We start from the raw sequence: 17,024 nt of genomic DNA, 5'->3' as shown, positions 1-17,024 counted from the left end.
TCTCACAAAGATTGCCCAACTGCCTCCATCGGACTCTGCTAACACTCTTGCTATGTCAGGGGTGGAAAGCCAAAAGTGAAAATCGAGAAGACACCAGTGAAGAAGAAATGGAAAAAGTCTGTTTTTTTTCTGATTCCTTTTGATTTTTTTCGTCTTCCTTTTCACTTTTCACGCTTCACGTCTTCAATCTCCCCCATGCATTTTCTTCAGGCGATACACGTAGGCCAACACCTCGGCGGCCGCCTGATACAACGCACTAGGCACTTCTTGGCCGATTTTCACCGCCTTATACAGACCTCGAGCCAAACTCCGGTTTTCAATAATCGGCACGTTCGCATGACGCGCGATTTGCTTAATCTTCTCCGCCATAAATCCGGCGCCCTTCGCCACCACCACCGGAGCGTCCATTTTTCCTGTTTCATACCTGAGTGCCACCGCCACGTGCGTAGGGTTGGTAATCACCACATCGGCTTTAGGCACCGCCTGCAACATTCGTTGTCGGGCGCGTTCCCGTTGTAAACTGAGCCGGCGGGATCGAATCTGCGGATCACCTTCCACATCCTTTGACTCGTCTTTTACTTCCTGTTTCGTCATCTTGTGATCTTCAATATGCTGCCACCGCTGATAGACGAAATCGATGATCGCCAACAGGAGCAGGGACCCTCCGACCGACCATGTAATATTCTCCAGGAGACCCCACACGCCCCCAACCGCCTCCGTTAACTCCAGGAGGGGAAGTTGAACAATGGCGAGCAGGTTATGAGACAGAATCAGATAGGCAATGCCACTCACCCCTGCTAATTTGAGCAAGGACTTTAAAAGGTCGACGACGCCTTTCCAGGAAAAAATGCGCTTCAACCCATTGGAGGGATTCAATTTGGAGGGCTTGGGTTGTAAGGCCTCTTCAATCCACAGCGGTCCCGTTTGAAGGATAACGGCGAGAAAGGCGAATACCCCGACCAGGAGCCCGAACGGAATGAGGGGAACAAAAGCCTGATAGGCAATATTTAACAACAAGGCATGTGTCGACTGCGCATCTAAATGAAGGGTTCCGGCCTGGGCCAACCACTGTCGGTAATGATCAAAAAATTGGACAAAGGCGTGAGGCGCCCACAGAGACAGCAGCCCAACCCCGCCCAACAACACAAACAACGAAGGCAATTCCCGGGTCATCGGCACTTGGCCTTTGCGACGAGCCTCCGCTAAACGCTTCGGACTCGGTTGCTCGGATTTATCCGCCCCGTCTTTATTCTCAGCCATGCCCTAATTCCTGTAGTAAGTCCCACAGGACCGTTTCCATCCCGACAATGGAGTCTTGAAAAACCAAGGCGATGAAGGGCAAGCCCAGGCCTAACACCAACAACCCGACCGCAATCGTAATGGGAAAACTGGTGAGCATCACATTCATCTGGGGAACCAGGCGGCCAAGAATCCCCATGATGAAATGAACCAAAAAGGTGGCCCCCATCACAGGAAAGGCCAGTTTCATCCCCGTGTCATAGGTGCGTTGAATCACTTGGGTCACATCGCTCAGGAGGGGGGCGCTTAAATGGGCGCCAAAAGGGGGGATCAACAGAAAACTACTGCCCAACGCCAACAACACCAAATGATGCCCATCGACTTGAAAGTACAGAAGGGTGGCCAGAATGGTCAGTAATTGCCCGAACACCGGGGTTTCCACTTGCGTGACAGGGTCCAACACTCCGGCCATGGCAAACCCCACTTGAAAGCCCATCACACTTCCCGCCAGTTCCACCGCGGTCATGAGTAATCGCAGGGCCAAACCTAAGACCAGACCGACAAGCAATTCGGCACCCAAGACGATCACCAGATTTCCAGGTTCCAACCAATTGGGAGGAAGGGTAAACGTCACGATGGGCATCAACAGGATGGCGATGATCACCGCCATGCCGATCTTGATACGACTCGGTACGGACTGGCCCCCCAGCAACGGTAACGCCGACAAGATAACGGCGGTGCGCACGAGCACAACCACAAATTGCCACACCTGCTGTATCGCCATATCCCATTGCAACACCGGTTACCGGACATCTTTCTGATTCATGCCGCAGGCCCACTCCTTCGATTATTGGGCAAACTCGGGTATCCTGGCCCATACCCCCGTCATGAATCCCACGAGGATTTCCACCATCCAGGGAAATGTGACCAAGAGCACTACAAACATAGTGGCCACCTTTGGCAAAAAGGTGAGGGTCATTTCGTTAATTTGTGTCATGGCTTGGAAGGCACTCACGCAGAGTCCGACCAGAAGGCTGAGACCCAACATTGGGCCCGCCACAAGCAGGATTGTTTGAATCGCCTCCTGACCGATGCTCAGGACACTTTCAGTTGTCATCTCCTTATCCCTTTCAGTCTTGCCATGGAATGTCAAAGGTAAGGCGTGAAATGTGAGCAGGAAGAAGACAGACAAAGAACCGGATCGTTGCCCCCCGGCATTCGATACACTTCTTACTATTTACTACTTGCTCCTCACGCTCTACGCCTTCCTCCCCACGTTATTGAAAACTATTCATCAGCGCTCCCACGACCAAAAACCATCCATCAGCCAACACAAACAACACCAATTTAAACGGTAATGAAATCATGATCGGTGGCAGCATCATCATACCCATGGACATTAAAATGCTGGCGACAATCATATCGATGACAAGAAAAGGCACATAAATGAGAAAGCCAATTTGAAACGCGGTGCGCAATTCACTGGTAACAAACGCCGGCACCAGGACATGGAACGGGACATCATCGGGCGTCTGAGGGTGAGGAACTTTCGCCATCTCCACAAACAGGGTTAAATCCTTTTCCCGTACTTGTTTCAGCATGAACGTTCTTAACGGAATCTTGGCCCGATCAAGCGCCACTTCCTGTGTCACCTGCTGTTCCAAGAGCGGATTAAGAGCCTCAACCCGAATCTGCTCCCATACCGGCATCATAATAAACAGGGTCAAAAACATGGCCAATCCAATCATCACCTGATTCGGTGGTGCATGCATGGTCCCCAACGCCTGCCGAAGAAGACCCAGAACAATCACGACGCGTGTAAATGCCGTTACCAACATCAACAGGGCCGGCGCAAGAGTTAATGCCGTCAGGAGAAAAAGGATACGAAGCCCGAACGTCCATGGTTCGGTTCCGTCCAATCCGGATACCTGTAAACTGATTGCCGGATCCTTGGGGGCCTGGGCAAAAGCCGAGGTCGGCAGCCCCAGGACCAGACTCATACCGAACAGTCGCCAACACTCATGTCCTCCCCGAAACCCCCAAAAGGGATGTCTCACGACTTCTCGTCTCCCCTCACCTGTGCAACGCGTTTGGACATTCGGATGGACGGTCCGGAGGTCACCGCTTCTCGCTCGGACTTCTCAAATGCCTGCCTGGTCCATTGTCCCAACCAGCTGCCTAGCGGCCCGACGAGCGGATTCCCTATAGAGCGGAGCCGATCAATCCGGCCGGCATCCGCAACGGTCGTCAGCAACGTCATCTCCCGGGCTGTCGTCCCCAACACCAACACCTCTCCGGCCACCTCCACGAGCATGATGTGCTTTCCCGTTCCGACCCGGAGTCCGCCTAAAATGCGCATCACCGGATCACCACTCCTTCCGGGCAATTCCCCGAACGCGCGGCGAACCCAGGCTAAACCTCCAAGAAGGACCAGGACTACCAGGGCCAGGGTGCCCGCCATTTTCAGCGCTTCATGGGTAAGGTCCATATCGTCTTCCTAGAAAGTAAGGAGTGAACAATGAGGAGGAAGGACAACGGATTCCTCCATCGTCTTGGACCATATTCCTTTTTTATCCTACTCCTCACACATTACTCCTCATTCCTCACCTCTTAGGTTTTTATCGAAGTTTATTCACACGCTCGGTCGGGCTAATCACATCGGTGAGACGGATGCCGAATTTTTCGTTGACCATCACCACCTCACCACGAGCGACTAACCGTTCATTCACCAACACTTCCAACGGTTCACCGGCGAGTTTATCCAATTCAACAATGGAACCCGGTCCTAACTGCAATAAGTCCTTAATCAGCATGCGAGTATTGCCCAATTGCGCCGAGAGCACCAACGGAATATCCAGGATACGATTTAAGTTCTGATCGTGAGACGTATTTAATTGTGGCGGGTGACTGCTGGTACTCGCCGCCACCTCCTGTTTTTTCGCGGCAGCGTTCTGCTCTTTCGCAGCGGCTTCCTGCGCTAACGCCTCCATCATTTCCTTCTCAGCATCAAACGTGTCCATGTCGATGTTGTCCTCTTCACTCATCGTTCATCTCCGGGTTTTTCCACAATCAGTAACTGGCCGGCACCTAATCCCGTTCACCGGGTCTTACTCCCTCGTCAGAATGATGTCCTTAATCTGAAATGATTGCATGCCCTTTGTCGTTCCCGGTGAACCAAGAAACTTTGGCACCCCTTCCACCGTGGCTGTAAGCAGCTGGGTGGTCCCTTGATTCAACGTGACCACATCTCCCGGTGAAAATTGCATCAATTCCTCCACCGAGATTTCCGTTTCTCCCAAACACACGGACAGGGTGACATAGGCCTCCTTCAGCCTGGCTGAAAATCGTTTCAACCATCCATGATCCGTTTCAAACGAGTCTCCCTGGAAACTCACCTGCAGACGTTCTCGAATCGGTTCCAACATCGCATAGGGCAGACAGAGATGGAGATCCCCTACCGAATTGCCTAATTCGATGCCCAAGGTGACCACAATGACGATATCCGCCGGCAACACAATGGCCGCCAACTGAGGATTCATTTCTACACGAACCGCATTGATGAGAAGTTTTTGGACAGGGTCCCAGGCTTTTTGAAGATTCCCCAATCCCATCAGCATGACCTTCTTCATCACGCGCTGCTCAATGATGGTAAAATCCTGCCCTTCCGGTTTCACATGGGTCTGGCCGGCTCCCCCGAAAAAATGATCAACCAGCAAATACACCGTCGCCGCATCCGTGGCGATCATCGCTAAGCCGCGAAGAGGCTCCATGGAGATAATCTGGAGGTAGGCCGGGATGGGAAGACGTTTGGTGAACTCTCCGAACTTCATTACCGTTTGGTTCGTGACCGTCACCTCGGCGGTTTTTCGAAGTACGTCACTTAAAGAGAGGCGGAACCCACGCGAAAATTGCTGATGGATCACATCCAGGGTCGGCATTCGCCCGCGAACGACCCATTCCTGATTTCCCAAATCATACGGAACCGGTCCATCCTGTAGCTCGGCACCTACCGGGTCTTCAGGTTCCGTATCCACGCCGCCGTCGGACACGCCCCGTAGGAGGGCATCAACTTCATCCTGACTAAGAATTTTTTCCATGTTGGGACGCGGCACAAAGAAACAGCCCTGCTGCCTCTTCTCTCCTCTTTCTGATTCCTGACTCCGGACTCTTCCGTCTTTCTCCTCAGGCCCTACTGAATAATAAAATCAGTAAAATACACATTGGCCACTTTCCCTTTACTCATGACGCCGTTCACCCGCGTCATAATTTCTTCTCGCACCCGGCGCTTCCCGTTCACTGTTCTGAGTAATTGCGACTCTTTGCTACTCAGTAACACCAGCAACGCGTCGCGAATGGCCGGGATTTTGTGTTGATAATCCGTTTTTTCTTCAGGCCGGTCCAACTCGAGTTTAATGCTTACTTTTAAAAATCGCAGCTCCTCCCGATCCGCTAAATTTAGAAGAAAGGGCTCTAACTCCATCACCGGCCCGGGCTCTTCATGAACGGTCTCGGCTTTGGCATGCTCATCGGACACAGCCGGCTTCTCCTCCTGGCCACTCATAAAATACCAGGCTGCGCCTCCCCCTCCACCGAGAAGAAGAACGCCCGCGATAACAATCAACAACATTTTTTTTCCGGCCCCGGCTTTAACGGGAGTTTCCCCTTTGTCATCCTCTTCAGCCATCCTTCAACCTCACACGCTAAAAAATTTTTGGACCTTCACGTTCCCCCTCCCAAGTCAGCAACCTTTGTGCCACTCCACGTTTCTACGTAGACACGCTGCGGCTAATCCTGGAATACACTGAATCTGCATATGTTTCCTCCGCAGTCGCGCCTGACATCTCTTGGGCTCTGCAACAACATGAGACCTTCCTTTTCGTCATTTTCCTGGCAATTCGCGGGAACCTTTGACAGGTCCGTCTATGGGAACCTGAGACGCTAAGTCGTAAAGGGAGGGAGGTCAGACATGAGGAATAAAACAGGGATCGAGAATTGTTCCGTCATGAATGACATTGTTCAACGGGCATCTTTCCTCGTGGATGCTGAACATGTGAAGCGCGAAGAGCCATGAGCAAGAAACGAAATTTTTCGGTTCACGCCTTACCCCTCATGGTTCAGGAGACATGATTATTCAACCTTCTACTAAGGAACGAAAAAGCCCCCAGGCAGGAACACCTGCCTGGGGGCTTGAGCAATCACCTGCTCGGCCAGCATCTAACGGGCCAGATTCACCAGTTCTCCAAGTAGATCGTTGGTGGTGGTGATGATTCGTGAATTCGCCTGAAAGCCACGCTGCATGGTAATCATATTGACTAATTCTTCACCTAAATCCACATTGGATGCTTCAAGCGTGCTTGCCGATACCTTGCCAAATGCCCCCGTGCCAGGCACCCCGTCCAAGGGTGTTCCTGAATCACCGGATTGAATAAACAAATTTCGTCCAATCGGTTGCAAGCCATCAGGATTAATAAACCGGGTGAGTCGAACCTGTCCCAATGTCCGGGTGGTTCCATTATCGAATCGGCCTGTGATCACCCCATCCTCACCAATGGAAGTTCCCGCAAGTGATCCCGGGCCATACCCGTCTTGAGATAGGGTGTCGAGAATCAACGCCTTGTTATTCAAACTCTCACCCTGTTGTAATAGGCCATCTGTTCCAGCTCCCCCTTCGGTAATACTGGTCCCAAAATCAAAAATGATTCTCTGTGGCGCGCCAACTCCACCCGTAAATGTAATGTCATGCCCCGTAGGATCACTTTCTGATGACAGAAATCCGTCCGTGGTATAAGTCAGAGTTCCCTGGGCCACTAAGGCATTGCCTGTAGTGGGATTGTTATCTCCGACTGGGACGGTCACCTCCGAGTCTGGTGCAATCACATTATAATCCCAAGTATTATTAGCTGTTTTAGCAAAATACACCGTTAAGTCATGCCCCGTCCCCTGAGAGTCAAAAACCCGAACAGAGGTACTTCCTGGAAACAACCCACTATTGGATTGAGGATCGAGAACCTGTGCCGTGGTGTATGCGTTGATTGGAGCATTGGCTGCCAGACGTCCAGACATCGTGATCTCCGATGTTTGGACCCCTGGTTGAGTGCTGGTGGTTAACGTTAAATTGCCAATACTCCCGGTTAGAAGTCCCGTATCATCCGCTTGGTCTCCCTGTAACCGTAGACCGGCTGGATTGACCAGGTTTCCTTGTGAATCGATATCAAACTGGCCAGCACGGGAGTAGAAAATATTTCCGGTGGCATCACTCACCCGAAAAAATCCGTCACCATCAATGGCCAGGTCCAAGGCATTGGACGTTGTCTGAAGCGATCCTTGCGTAAAGCTCGGATCGATTCCCAACACCCGCACACCACGACCTTCCACTAAAGCCGTGCTCGTCCCTCCACCGCCTATCGTGGCTCCAAAGAGATCACCAAACGAGACCGACCGGCTCTTATAGCCGATTGTTTGCGCATTAGCGATATTGTTCCCAATCTCACTGAGCGCCCGGCTGGTCGCGTTAATTCCACTTGTCGCGGCAAAAAATGCTGAGGTAATTCCCATTGGCGTGTACTCCTTGTTTCTCGATTGACCTATCTGATGCTGTTTTTCCCTACCACCGTTCACTTCAAAGAATTGAAAGAATGTCCTCTGTGTGTAAGCTTTTTCCACTTTGCAGGACGACCGGACTCTCCGCTCCAAAGGCAATCGTCATAACGCGTTCACGAGCGAACGTGAAATTCGGGACAGGCTGTTTATTGGCGTCTTCGGCCTTCACAATGAACTGGTAGACGCCTTCCGGCACCCGGTCCCCCGAATCATTCAACCCATCCCATTGAACCTGATTGGTCCCGGCCTTTTGAACATCTGTGGACTCCAATGTCCGGACCACGTGCTGGTCCGAGTCCAACACCTTGATGATGACCGACCTGGCCTCTCCGCTTAAGGCAAAGCTCAGCGTGGGCTGTTCATCCCCGGCAATACTGATGGTATCGCCCTGCGTAACGACCGTCCGTCCAATCAAATTCACCAGATCTAATTGTGTCCGTTGGGTATCCTGGCCGATCAATTTTTCCAGGAGTTTATTCGTACTCGTAGCCTGCTCCAGGGTGGTGAACTGCGCCAACTGCGCCACAAAATCCTCATTTTGGACCGGGTTGGTGGGATCCTGGCTTTGCAACTGCGTGACTAACAAGCGAAGAAAGACATCCGAGCCAAGGGCCGAAACCGCCGCCTGCACATTGGCACCGCCTGTGGCCGTGGCATTCGTTCCTGATTGTGTCGGCGTAACTTCCATAATGTCAGGCTCCTATTTTTTCCAACCTTCTTTACACGAGGGCATCATGGCATCTTCTTTACGCCACCAAGTGGAATCCCTGTTCCTCAGCCCGCCCGGCCCTATGGGAGAGCGAGCCTGGTGTTTGACGGAGGGAAGGCATACCCCGATGGCTCGCTTGCGTTCCCGCCCCATCCGAACGTGTGTCTGATTCCTGACCATTCTGGTGATCGCGGACTTCCGCGGAAAATTCCTGCAACTCCATCTCGCCCTGGGTCAGTTGCTCTTCCAATTGTGGAACAAATTGGATCGCCAGATTTTTCAAAGTGGCTTGATCCATTAACAAGCTGGCATAGACCTGCCGGTGCTGCACGCCCACCTCAATCTGCACTCGATTGGTTTCGGAAAGTTGCACCTCCATTTGGAGGCGTTGAAGCGCGGGGCCGGGAAGATCCGGGACACGCTCTTCCGCCATCCGTGCAGTCGAGCCAGGTGAGGAAGAGGACGAGGACTGCTGAAAGCCTGACTGAGAATGGGTTGGATTGCCCAGGCCATTACTGAGCCCCTGTCCGGAATTGGGATCGACTCCCTCGGCTTTCCCTGTTGCCTCAAGACCATCTCTTGAACGATCGCCTGACAATGCCACATTGGGATCACCAAGAAGGTCTGGGGGAATCCCGATCAAGACTTCCTTCCCGTTCGCGGGCGATTCACTCAGAACGGACGAAACCCCGCTCACATATTTCAATCGGTTCTGACTCAATTGAGCCGCATCGGCAATACCTGCGGGCGTTTCTTCAAAAGGTTCTAGAACCGGGAACGCCTGATTGACTGGAGTGTTCGCAAGCTTGACTGACTCCTGCTGAGGCCCTATCGGTGATGGAGGAATTTGCAGCAAACGAGGCCCAGTATCTTGAACAGGGCTCAAGGCGCGGTCCACTGTATTCAGCTGATTCGCGTGAGATTCTGTTACCGACTTCCCAGCAACCGCTGCCATGGCATTTTGGAGGCCCCGTTCCGCATCGACCTTGGTAACGAGAGGAGCCGCACTCTGACCGGCGGGCGTGCTCCCCACCACTGCTGTCTGACTTGAAGAGGCGCCCGCCAAGAGGGGCAAGCCTGCCTGACTGCCGAATACCGCAGGTTGTCCTATCTCTCCTCCGGGTTTTCCGTGGAGGAATGCCTGGGGCGTCACAACCGCATTGACCACCGACCCATCCTGAGATCCATCCCCGGGCAAGAGTCCGAACAGCGCCGTTTGGCTCTCCACCTGAGCCCCTGTGCTGTTTCCATTTACGCCTTCTGCCCTCAAGGGAATCGAAGGTTTTCCCACTACGGCACCTTCTTCGAGTCCCCCTTGCCCATTGTTCTCCAAAAGGTTCGCCAGATACAGGAACGGGAGGGTGTCACCCGATACAGCCTGAGTGCCGACAAGCCAATCAAGGTTCAACCCTCGTCCTCCATCCTCCCCTGACCTCGTCGTGGATACACTATTCAGTAAAGAGCCCGCGGCCGTCTGGCTACGAAAAATTTTGGTGAACGAATTATTGGAAGGGTTTTCCGGAGTCTTCCCCTGATCCAGCCTCACTCCACCGGCCTGACCGGTCATATGTGGGGGACTGTCCAGAGGTCCGAAAAGGAATGGCACGGCATTCATCATCGTTTAATTCTGCATCTTGGAGTTCTTACGTTGGTTCAATTTAATGTCTCGATATCGCCTGAGGCCTTCTGATAATCGGGCCGCTTTGACGGGTTCAACGCCCGCTAACACGCCGGCGGCCTTTTTATCTTTGATGGCGGCCAAAATATCCAGGGCTAAGCCTTCCCGCATTTCTGCGATTCGCAAGGCCGCTTCTTCGGGATCCATGGATTCATAGATTTTAATTAAATGAATTAACGCCGGATCCTGTTCCACATATCGACGTTGTTCTTCTGCAAGCGAAGAGGCCTCCCCCTCTAGCCGTTTACCCTCTTTGGTTTGTCGTGCAGCCAGCGCCTCTAAATCCTGCTGGAGTGCCATGAGCCGTTCTTCACGTAGTTGCAAACCACGTTCCCTCTCTTCCACCTCTTTGAGACGCGCCTGCAATTGTTCCAATAATGTAATTTCTGCACTGGGCGCTTCCTCATTCAACCGCTTTTCAACTGCTTGATTTTCAAATGAATCCGTTGTTCCCACCTCCGGGGTTTCTTGAACGGATCCGACCGTGGTGGCCCACAGGATCATGGCCAACACCCACCAGACAATGAGTGTTCGACTAGGCAACATTGTTCTATTCAGAAGTGTTGAAAATTGCCGCCGGCCGCGTTCCTGGGCCTCTGAAGCGTGAAACGGGAAACGGAAGCTGTGAGGCGTATAGTGTGAGATTAAAAGATGCTTCATGGCTCCCGCCCCCTCCTTATTCCTTTCGATCCTCGGCAGACTTTCACCCCGAGCCATATTGAAAGCAGCATTGTTGGGTGGATGGTCAAGATCATGCATAGGCTGAACAGGCATTTTTTTCCACATATTTCCAATCCCTATTGGATCATTTCTTCAAGTTGCGAAGTGGCATAAGCATGAGCCGTCACATCTTCCTGCATCTGTTGTTCCTGTGTGGCGACTTTTTGCATAACCACTTGCTCCTTCTTGGCGATCACCAACTCCACCACACGTCTGGCATGATGGGCCTTTTTTAATGTGGCCCGTAAATCAACGAGATTGGCTTCCGCAATCTGAATCTGTTGGCTTTGTTGTTCGATGGCCGTACTGATTTGATCCAGCCACTGATAGCGTTGCTCAGCAATCATATTGTCGATACCCTCTCGTATGCGCTGGTCCAATTCAGTGGCCACCACTTCCATTTCAAGCATAAGGTCATCCCGTTTTGAGACGATCTGACTTTTTCCCCACTCCGCCAAGACCACTTCTTCGCGGGCGAGGTCTTCCACTTGCTTTCGAAATCGGAGCAGTGTCGTCCAATTCATACGGTTTTCCCCTTTCTTTCAAGAAGACGCCGGCCCTGTTGTGCCAACGATTCGAGACCCTCGCAGCTTGCCGGTATACCCACCCCTTCCTCGCGTTGCTGTCTGAGAAAAGCATCGATCGGCCCTTTCATGTGGATCGCCGCATCGAGTCGAGGATTCGTCCCTAATTGATACGCCCCCAAATTGATGAGGTCTTCCGCATTCCGGTATTCGGCCATCATCTGCACCAGAAATCTGGCAGCATCCTGATGGGTGGTCGATGCGATATCCGACATCACCCGACTCACACTTTGCAGGACATCAATCGCGGGAAAGTGTCCTTGCATCGCCAACCGTCGTGTCAACACAATGTGTCCGTCCAAAATAGACCGGATAGAATCGGCAATGGGATCGTTTAAATCGTCACCGTCAACAAGCACCGTATACAGACCGGTTATGGATCCCGTTCCCACCGGCCCCACCCGCTCTAAGACTTGAGGAAAGAGCGTAAAGACAGACGGCGGATACCCTTTGGTGGTTGGCGGTTCTCCGGCAGCCAGCCCCACCTCCCGTTGCGCATGTGCCAACCGGGTTAGGGAATCAACCAGGAGCAACACCTGATTGCCCTGATCCCGAAAAAACTCGGCAATGGCGGTGGCCACAAACGCTGCCCGGACCCGCACCAACGGGGATTGATCCGAGGTGGCCACCACCACCACCGAACGGCGGAGCCCTTCCCGGCCCAGATCCCGTTCCAGAAATTCCCGGACTTCCCGTCCTCGCTCACCCACCAGTGCGATCACATTCACATCGGCAGATGTGTGCCGGCACATCGTTCCCATCAAGACACTTTTCCCGACTCCACTTCCGGCAAAAATCCCGAGTTTTTGCCCGACCCCGCAAGTCAACAGGGCATTGATAGCTCGTACGCCCAAATCCATGGGCATGGTAATGCGCTCCCGGAGCATGGGCGCCGGAGCGGGCGCATAGAGAGCATAGCGGCGGCTACGGGACAGCGGCCCTTTTCCATCCAACGGCTCCCCGAGTCCATCCACGACTCGACCCAACATTTGAGGCCCGACCAATAATCGTGAAGAGGTCGGATCGTAGCGAATGAGGTTTCCGGCGGCGATGCCGCGTACAGCTCCGAACGGCATGACCACCACACGTTGCTCCCGAAACCCGATGACTTCTCCCTCCACCATCGACTGCCCTCGCTTACTGAAGATATGGCATCGTTGACCGACCGAAGCTCCCAAGCCGGTGCCTTCCAGAGTCAGCCCCACGGCTTTGACGACGCGTCCGGTAATCGTCACCGGAACAATGTCGTCCAACCGTTGTTGAATCGTGGAGAGACTCATAACCGGGGGGCTTCCAATCCGAATTCGCTGGCTAAAAGTGCCAGTTGTTGAGTCAGCCTGGCATCGAACAAAAGGCCGGCCTGCTCAACCAGGCATCCACCCGGGTCGACGTCATCAAAGGCTTCAAGTGCCAGATGATCGCCATCGGCCCACTCCGGTCGTAATGTGTGTTGAAGGGGCTCTAGGATTTTGAAGTCTTGCGGATGGACTTTCAGCGTCACTAACGTTTTGTCGTGAAGCAGTCCAAGCACCTGACGCACTTGTCGAACCACGAGCTCTTTATCGTTCTCACATTCCCGTAGCAGAATTTTTTTGCTAATCGCCAGCGCGACCTCCACAATATCCCGTTCCTGTTCTTCTAACGCGATTACCCGAGCCCGACCAATTTGATTGGCTAATCGAAGGGTCTTTTTGATCTCCTCCTCCACTTGGGCATGGCACTGGGCACGCCCCTCGGCGATTCCGGCCTGGCGTCCCCGCTCAAAGGCAGCTTGTTGGAGTTCCCTGCAATCATGAGGTTGAGCCTCCTCGGCCCGCTGCTTCGCACTTTTGTGGACTAATTCCACCATCTGAAAACGCTTGACTGTGTCATCCTGTTCCATAAGCGAACGCACCTTAGACCATTTGCTCCTCACCCTTTCCTCCCAAGGCTACGCGGCCTTCACCGGCCAGGCGCTGAACGGTTTTAATAATGTTCTGCTGAGCGGTTTCCACATCACTCAGCTTGACCGGGCCTCGCGTCTCCATATCTTCCTTCAGAGATTCCGCCGCTCGACTGGACATATTCTTAAAGAATTTATCCCGGAGTGGGCCATCAATCGGCTTCAGAGCCAGCAATAATTCTTCTTTGCTGACTTCACGCAACAATTCCTGCATTCCGCGATCATCGACATTTTCCAGATCTTCAAACACAAACATCTTCCCACGGATTTCTTCGGCAATCTCCGGATTTTTGCTTTCCAGGGAGGTCAGGATTTCCCCTTCCACATTGCGTTTCACGGAATTCAGGATTTCGGCCACCAGCCCGGTCCCGCCCACGGCCACCGCATTTTTGGATGACCCCAGACGCAATTCCTCCTGAAGCACAGAATTTAATTCGTCCAACATATTGGGCGAGACTTCTTCTGTGGTGGCTAACCGGTAGACGATGGCATCCCGTTTATTTGCGGGGAGCAATGACAAAATCTGAGCCGCGTGATCAGATTCTAAATTGGCTAGAATCAAGGCGCCTGTTTGAGGATGTTCAATGGCCAACAAGTTCGCAATCGATGCTGCATCGAGGGATTTCAAGGTTTCAAATCCGGCATTCTCCGACGTATTCAGGGAACTCAAAATACGCCGGGCTTTATCTTTACCCAGTGCCGCATTGAGGATTTTTGAAAGATAGGTTTTGCCTTCCACCGACAGACCGGATGTTCCGGCCAATTCCCGGAATTCTTTTAACACCAATCGATGTTCATCCTGCCCCACATTGACCAACGCTCCCAAATAGGCGCCGATTTGCCGGATGTCCTTTTGATCGAGGACTTTCAAGACTTCCACCGCGGCACTCTCCCCAATAGCAAGCAACAAAATCGCCGCTTTCTCATATCCGGATAATTGACTATTCACGGATTAAACTTTTTCCCCTTGTTCTTCTTTAATCCAGGTTCGAATCACTTGCGCGGCGGAGGCCGGATTATCTGCAGCCAGCTTAATGGCTTGTTCCTGAGGGGTTTCGGAAATTTCGGCTTCATACTCGGTCACCGTGGCCGGCAACCCTTTCTGCGGCAGGACCACCGCTGCCGCGGTGGGCTTGGTGAGATTCAGCGCCATCGGTCGAACCACGAACCACAGCACCATCACTCCCAGGAAGAAAAAGAGGACGGGCTTCAGAAAACCACCCCACGCGGCCAGGAAGGATTGCACACCCGCCGTGAAACTTTCTTCACCTTCAAGGACGGCGGGAGATTCAAACGGCACATTGATGACTTCAATTTGATCCCCGCGTTCCTCGGAGAATCCGACCGCTTTTTTCACAATTTGGACCAGATTCTGGATTTCCTGTTCAGGCCGTGGCACATATTTCTTTTCCGAGGTATCCCCAGTCGCCTGTCCATCAGCTCCCTGAGCCGTTTCATAGGTCCCATCCACTAAGACCGCCACACTTAACCGCTTAATCGCCCCGGTCGGTTCAATGATTTTGCTCACTTTACGATTGACTTCATAATTCAAGGTTTCATTTTTTCGTTTGGCTTCTTTTTGTTCTGTTCCGTTTCCTGCCTTGAGTTCACTGGGGACATTGCTCCTGACACCCGGAACACCCGGTCCCCCGTGGGTCGAACCGGATTCCAGCACCTTCTCCTGACTCCGGTTTTCACTTCGTACCACCTGGCTATTGGGGTCAAAGCTTTCTTCGGTGATTTCGACCTGCCGGAATTCCAACGGCGCAGTGACCCGAATCACAGACTTGTCCCGGCCCAAGACCTGATCCAACATCGTCTGCACCCGTTGCTCCAGATCCCGTTCTACCCGTCGTTGAGTTTCAATTTGAGAAGCCGTCAGTTGGGCATCACTATCCGCAGAGTTTTGACTGAGCACCTGACCGTGATTGTCCACGACCGTCACCTGGCCGGGCTCTAATCCCTCGACGCTACTGGCCACTAAATGCACGATCCCCTGAACCTGTGTGCCGCCAAGAGGAGCCCCACGCTTGAGCGTTAGCACGACTGCAGCCTGGGCTGGTTTTTGTTCCGTCGCAAACAGGCGCTTCTCGGGCATCACCAGATGCACGCGTACCCGCTCAACTTGGGATAATTGCGAGATGGTCCGCGCCAGTTCTCCTTGAAGCGCCCGCCGGTAATTCATTTGTTGCGTAAAAGGCGTCACGCCCAATCCGGTTCGATCGAAAATTTCAAATCCCACCCCAGCCGATTCAGGAAGTCCTAACGAGGCCAGCTGGAGTCGCAATTCATGCACCCGTTCGGCAGGAACTTTAATCGTATTCCCGCCGTCACCCACCTCATAGACCGCGCCTTGCTTGCCCAGTTCTTGAATAATTGCCCGCGTATCATCGGGATTGAGCTGAGAAAACAACACCACCAATTCAGGGGCCCTTCCGACCACCATCAACATTGGAATGGTCGCCAGGGCTAAAGCCAGGACGACGACCACGCCGATCCGCTGGGTTAAGGTTAAGGCTTGAAAATTACTAAGAAGGCTGTCCATGGGATTGGCGGATTGTGCTCAATGCTCGCGATTGAAGAAATGTGGGCATCATTCTTACACCGAGAACTCGTACGTGATGTGACCGGTGCCGGCCCTCTCATTGAGGTCTCCGCCATGGTCGGAACCAGCATGTTTCAAGGCCAGCATGACTTACACTTGCATCCGCATAACTTCCTGATAGGCATCAATCACCTTATTTCTGACCTGCATCAAGAGTTTGAACGATAACCCGGCTTTTTCACCGGCAATGACCGCTTGATGAATGTTGACATTTTCTCCCTTGGCAACCGCATCTTCCAATCGCATGGCCTCATATTGCATTGTATTGACGGACTCCACCGCATTCTTCAAGAGATCGCTGAATCCCTTGTCCTGGCTAGCGGGTCCTTTCAGCGGGGTGACACCAAACGATTCCGAAACACCCTCAATGCCTTTAATCTGAAGATCGTCCATTTCCCCGTTCTCCTTCCTTCAGAATTGAAACGTCTTAACGACTCATTTCTAATGCACGAAGCGTCATCGTCTTGCCGGTTTCCATCACCGCGAGATTGGCCTCGTAGGCCCGGGTGGCCGACATGAGATTCACCATCTCCTCAATCGGATTCACATTCGGAAGGTGTACATACCCCTGTTCATCCGCATCGGGATGACTGGGATCGTACATGGTTCGTAACGGTCGCTCGTCTTGAATCACATCCGTCACCCGAACGCCGGCTGGTCCGGACTGATCACCAAAGGCATTGGCAAATACATTGGAAAACTGGCGCTCTGCCGGTGAGGCTTGAAACACGACATCACGTCTGATGTATGGTCCTCCTTCCGGCGTCCGGGTGGATTCCGCATTGGCTAAGTTACTGGCAATGATATTTAGCCGCTGCCGTTGTGCATCCAAGGCAGACCCGACGACCGAAAACACTCGATCAATATTCATCTCAACCTCCTTGTTCCGGCACCCATTTCAGCTCTTCTCATCCTTCTTATCTTGGCCAACCTCACGCTTCACGGGT

19 protein-coding genes are annotated in these 17,024 nt (G+C 52.8%); all 19 read right to left on the bottom strand.

Annotated features, from left to right (window positions below; all coding sequences use genetic code 11):
• Positions 1-183 precede the first annotated feature (183 nt).
• Positions 184-1,260 carry a flagellar biosynthesis protein FlhB gene (gene flhB, locus H6750_12235; GenBank protein ID MCB9775072.1) on the bottom strand — a complete coding sequence of 359 codons (1,077 nt, stop codon included), beginning with the start codon at positions 1,258-1,260 and terminating at the stop codon, positions 184-186.
• Complete coding sequence (gene fliR / locus H6750_12230; GenBank protein MCB9775071.1) at positions 1,253-2,023, bottom strand: flagellar biosynthetic protein FliR; 771 nt, start codon at positions 2,021-2,023, stop codon at positions 1,253-1,255. Before fliR ends, flhB begins: the two co-directional genes overlap by 8 nt.
• Before the next feature lie 63 nt (positions 2,024-2,086).
• Complete coding sequence (gene fliQ, locus H6750_12225) at positions 2,087-2,356, bottom strand: flagellar biosynthesis protein FliQ (protein MCB9775070.1); 270 nt, start codon at positions 2,354-2,356, stop codon at positions 2,087-2,089.
• A 160-nt stretch (positions 2,357-2,516) separates the two neighbouring features.
• Entirely contained in the window at positions 2,517-3,239 is a 723-nt protein-coding gene (fliP, locus tag H6750_12220; GenBank protein ID MCB9775069.1) for a flagellar type III secretion system pore protein FliP, read from the bottom strand.
• A 53-nt stretch (positions 3,240-3,292) separates the two neighbouring features.
• Positions 3,293-3,727, bottom strand: a complete 435-nt coding sequence (locus tag H6750_12215; GenBank protein ID MCB9775068.1) for a flagellar biosynthetic protein FliO — start codon at positions 3,725-3,727, stop codon at positions 3,293-3,295.
• Positions 3,728-3,857: 130 nt separating this feature from the next.
• Entirely contained in the window at positions 3,858-4,283 is a 426-nt protein-coding gene (gene fliN, locus H6750_12210) for a flagellar motor switch protein FliN (GenBank protein ID MCB9775067.1), read from the bottom strand.
• A gap of 63 nt (positions 4,284-4,346) precedes the next feature.
• Positions 4,347-5,351, bottom strand: a complete 1,005-nt coding sequence (gene fliM, locus H6750_12205; GenBank protein ID MCB9775066.1) for a flagellar motor switch protein FliM — start codon at positions 5,349-5,351, stop codon at positions 4,347-4,349.
• Between the two features lie 77 nt (positions 5,352-5,428).
• Positions 5,429-5,923, bottom strand: coding sequence for a flagellar basal body-associated FliL family protein (locus tag H6750_12200; GenBank protein MCB9775065.1), 495 nt, complete (start codon positions 5,921-5,923; stop codon positions 5,429-5,431).
• Positions 5,924-6,453: 530 nt separating this feature from the next.
• Positions 6,454-7,794, bottom strand: a complete 1,341-nt coding sequence (locus tag H6750_12195; protein MCB9775064.1) for a flagellar hook protein FlgE — start codon at positions 7,792-7,794, stop codon at positions 6,454-6,456.
• Between the two features lie 64 nt (positions 7,795-7,858).
• Complete coding sequence (locus H6750_12190) at positions 7,859-8,527, bottom strand: flagellar hook assembly protein FlgD (GenBank protein MCB9775063.1); 669 nt, start codon at positions 8,525-8,527, stop codon at positions 7,859-7,861.
• 58 nt (positions 8,528-8,585) lie between these two features.
• Positions 8,586-10,166: a hypothetical protein gene (locus tag H6750_12185; GenBank protein ID MCB9775062.1), complete on the bottom strand. Its 1,581-nt coding sequence runs from the start codon at positions 10,164-10,166 to the stop codon at positions 8,586-8,588.
• A 3-nt stretch (positions 10,167-10,169) separates the two neighbouring features.
• Positions 10,170-10,886, bottom strand: a complete 717-nt coding sequence (locus tag H6750_12180; GenBank protein ID MCB9775061.1) for a hypothetical protein — start codon at positions 10,884-10,886, stop codon at positions 10,170-10,172.
• A gap of 137 nt (positions 10,887-11,023) precedes the next feature.
• On the bottom strand, positions 11,024-11,470 hold the full coding sequence (locus H6750_12175) for a hypothetical protein (GenBank protein MCB9775060.1): 447 nt from the start codon (positions 11,468-11,470) through the stop codon (positions 11,024-11,026).
• The gene (locus H6750_12170) at positions 11,467-12,810 is read right to left on the bottom strand and encodes a FliI/YscN family ATPase (GenBank protein ID MCB9775059.1); all 1,344 of its coding nucleotides are present in this window, start codon (positions 12,808-12,810) and stop codon (positions 11,467-11,469) included. The genes H6750_12175 and H6750_12170 overlap by 4 nt, the downstream gene beginning before the upstream one ends.
• Positions 12,807-13,412 carry a hypothetical protein gene (locus H6750_12165; GenBank protein MCB9775058.1) on the bottom strand — a complete coding sequence of 202 codons (606 nt, stop codon included), beginning with the start codon at positions 13,410-13,412 and terminating at the stop codon, positions 12,807-12,809. Before H6750_12165 ends, H6750_12170 begins: the two co-directional genes overlap by 4 nt.
• A 13-nt stretch (positions 13,413-13,425) precedes the next feature.
• The gene (gene fliG, locus H6750_12160) at positions 13,426-14,421 is read right to left on the bottom strand and encodes a flagellar motor switch protein FliG (GenBank protein MCB9775057.1); all 996 of its coding nucleotides are present in this window, start codon (positions 14,419-14,421) and stop codon (positions 13,426-13,428) included.
• Positions 14,422-14,424: 3 nt separating this feature from the next.
• Positions 14,425-16,017 carry a flagellar M-ring protein FliF gene (gene fliF / locus H6750_12155; protein ID MCB9775056.1) on the bottom strand — a complete coding sequence of 531 codons (1,593 nt, stop codon included), beginning with the start codon at positions 16,015-16,017 and terminating at the stop codon, positions 14,425-14,427.
• A 150-nt stretch (positions 16,018-16,167) separates the two neighbouring features.
• Positions 16,168-16,470, bottom strand: a complete 303-nt coding sequence (gene fliE / locus H6750_12150; protein ID MCB9775055.1) for a flagellar hook-basal body complex protein FliE — start codon at positions 16,468-16,470, stop codon at positions 16,168-16,170.
• Positions 16,471-16,504: 34 nt separating this feature from the next.
• A complete protein-coding gene (gene flgC, locus H6750_12145; protein ID MCB9775054.1) occupies positions 16,505-16,948 on the bottom strand; it encodes a flagellar basal body rod protein FlgC in 444 nt (147 codons plus the stop codon).
• Positions 16,949-17,024: the final 76 nt, after the last annotated feature.

The sequence above is a fragment of the Nitrospiraceae bacterium genome (genome assembly GCA_020632595.1).
In the GTDB taxonomy this organism is placed as follows: Bacteria; Nitrospirota; Nitrospiria; order Nitrospirales; family UBA8639; genus Nitrospira_E.
The sequence above is the reverse complement of the archived record's forward strand: the minus strand, read 5'-3'. Positions and strand labels throughout refer to the sequence as shown.

Coding starts and splice junctions, on each gene's coding strand:
- flhB (MCB9775072.1), bottom strand. CDS start 1,260: ATGGCTGAGAATAAAGACGGGGCGGATAAATCCGAGCAACCGAGTCCG.
- fliR (MCB9775071.1), bottom strand. CDS start 2,023: ATGGCGATACAGCAGGTGTGGCAATTTGTGGTTGTGCTCGTGCGCACC.
- fliQ (MCB9775070.1), bottom strand. CDS start 2,356: ATGACAACTGAAAGTGTCCTGAGCATCGGTCAGGAGGCGATTCAAACA.
- fliP (MCB9775069.1), bottom strand. CDS start 3,239: ATGAGTCTGGTCCTGGGGCTGCCGACCTCGGCTTTTGCCCAGGCCCCC.
- H6750_12215 (MCB9775068.1), bottom strand. CDS start 3,727: ATGGACCTTACCCATGAAGCGCTGAAAATGGCGGGCACCCTGGCCCTG.
- fliN (MCB9775067.1), bottom strand. CDS start 4,283: ATGAGTGAAGAGGACAACATCGACATGGACACGTTTGATGCTGAGAAG.
- H6750_12200 (MCB9775065.1), bottom strand. CDS start 5,923: ATGGCTGAAGAGGATGACAAAGGGGAAACTCCCGTTAAAGCCGGGGCC.
- H6750_12195 (MCB9775064.1), bottom strand. CDS start 7,794: ATGGGAATTACCTCAGCATTTTTTGCCGCGACAAGTGGAATTAACGCG.
- H6750_12190 (MCB9775063.1), bottom strand. CDS start 8,527: ATGGAAGTTACGCCGACACAATCAGGAACGAATGCCACGGCCACAGGC.
- H6750_12185 (MCB9775062.1), bottom strand. CDS start 10,166: ATGATGAATGCCGTGCCATTCCTTTTCGGACCTCTGGACAGTCCCCCA.
- H6750_12180 (MCB9775061.1), bottom strand. CDS start 10,886: ATGAAGCATCTTTTAATCTCACACTATACGCCTCACAGCTTCCGTTTC.
- H6750_12175 (MCB9775060.1), bottom strand. CDS start 11,470: ATGAATTGGACGACACTGCTCCGATTTCGAAAGCAAGTGGAAGACCTC.
- H6750_12170 (MCB9775059.1), bottom strand. CDS start 12,810: ATGAGTCTCTCCACGATTCAACAACGGTTGGACGACATTGTTCCGGTG.
- H6750_12165 (MCB9775058.1), bottom strand. CDS start 13,412: ATGGAACAGGATGACACAGTCAAGCGTTTTCAGATGGTGGAATTAGTC.
- fliF (MCB9775056.1), bottom strand. CDS start 16,017: ATGGACAGCCTTCTTAGTAATTTTCAAGCCTTAACCTTAACCCAGCGG.
- fliE (MCB9775055.1), bottom strand. CDS start 16,470: ATGGACGATCTTCAGATTAAAGGCATTGAGGGTGTTTCGGAATCGTTT.
- flgC (MCB9775054.1), bottom strand. CDS start 16,948: ATGAATATTGATCGAGTGTTTTCGGTCGTCGGGTCTGCCTTGGATGCA.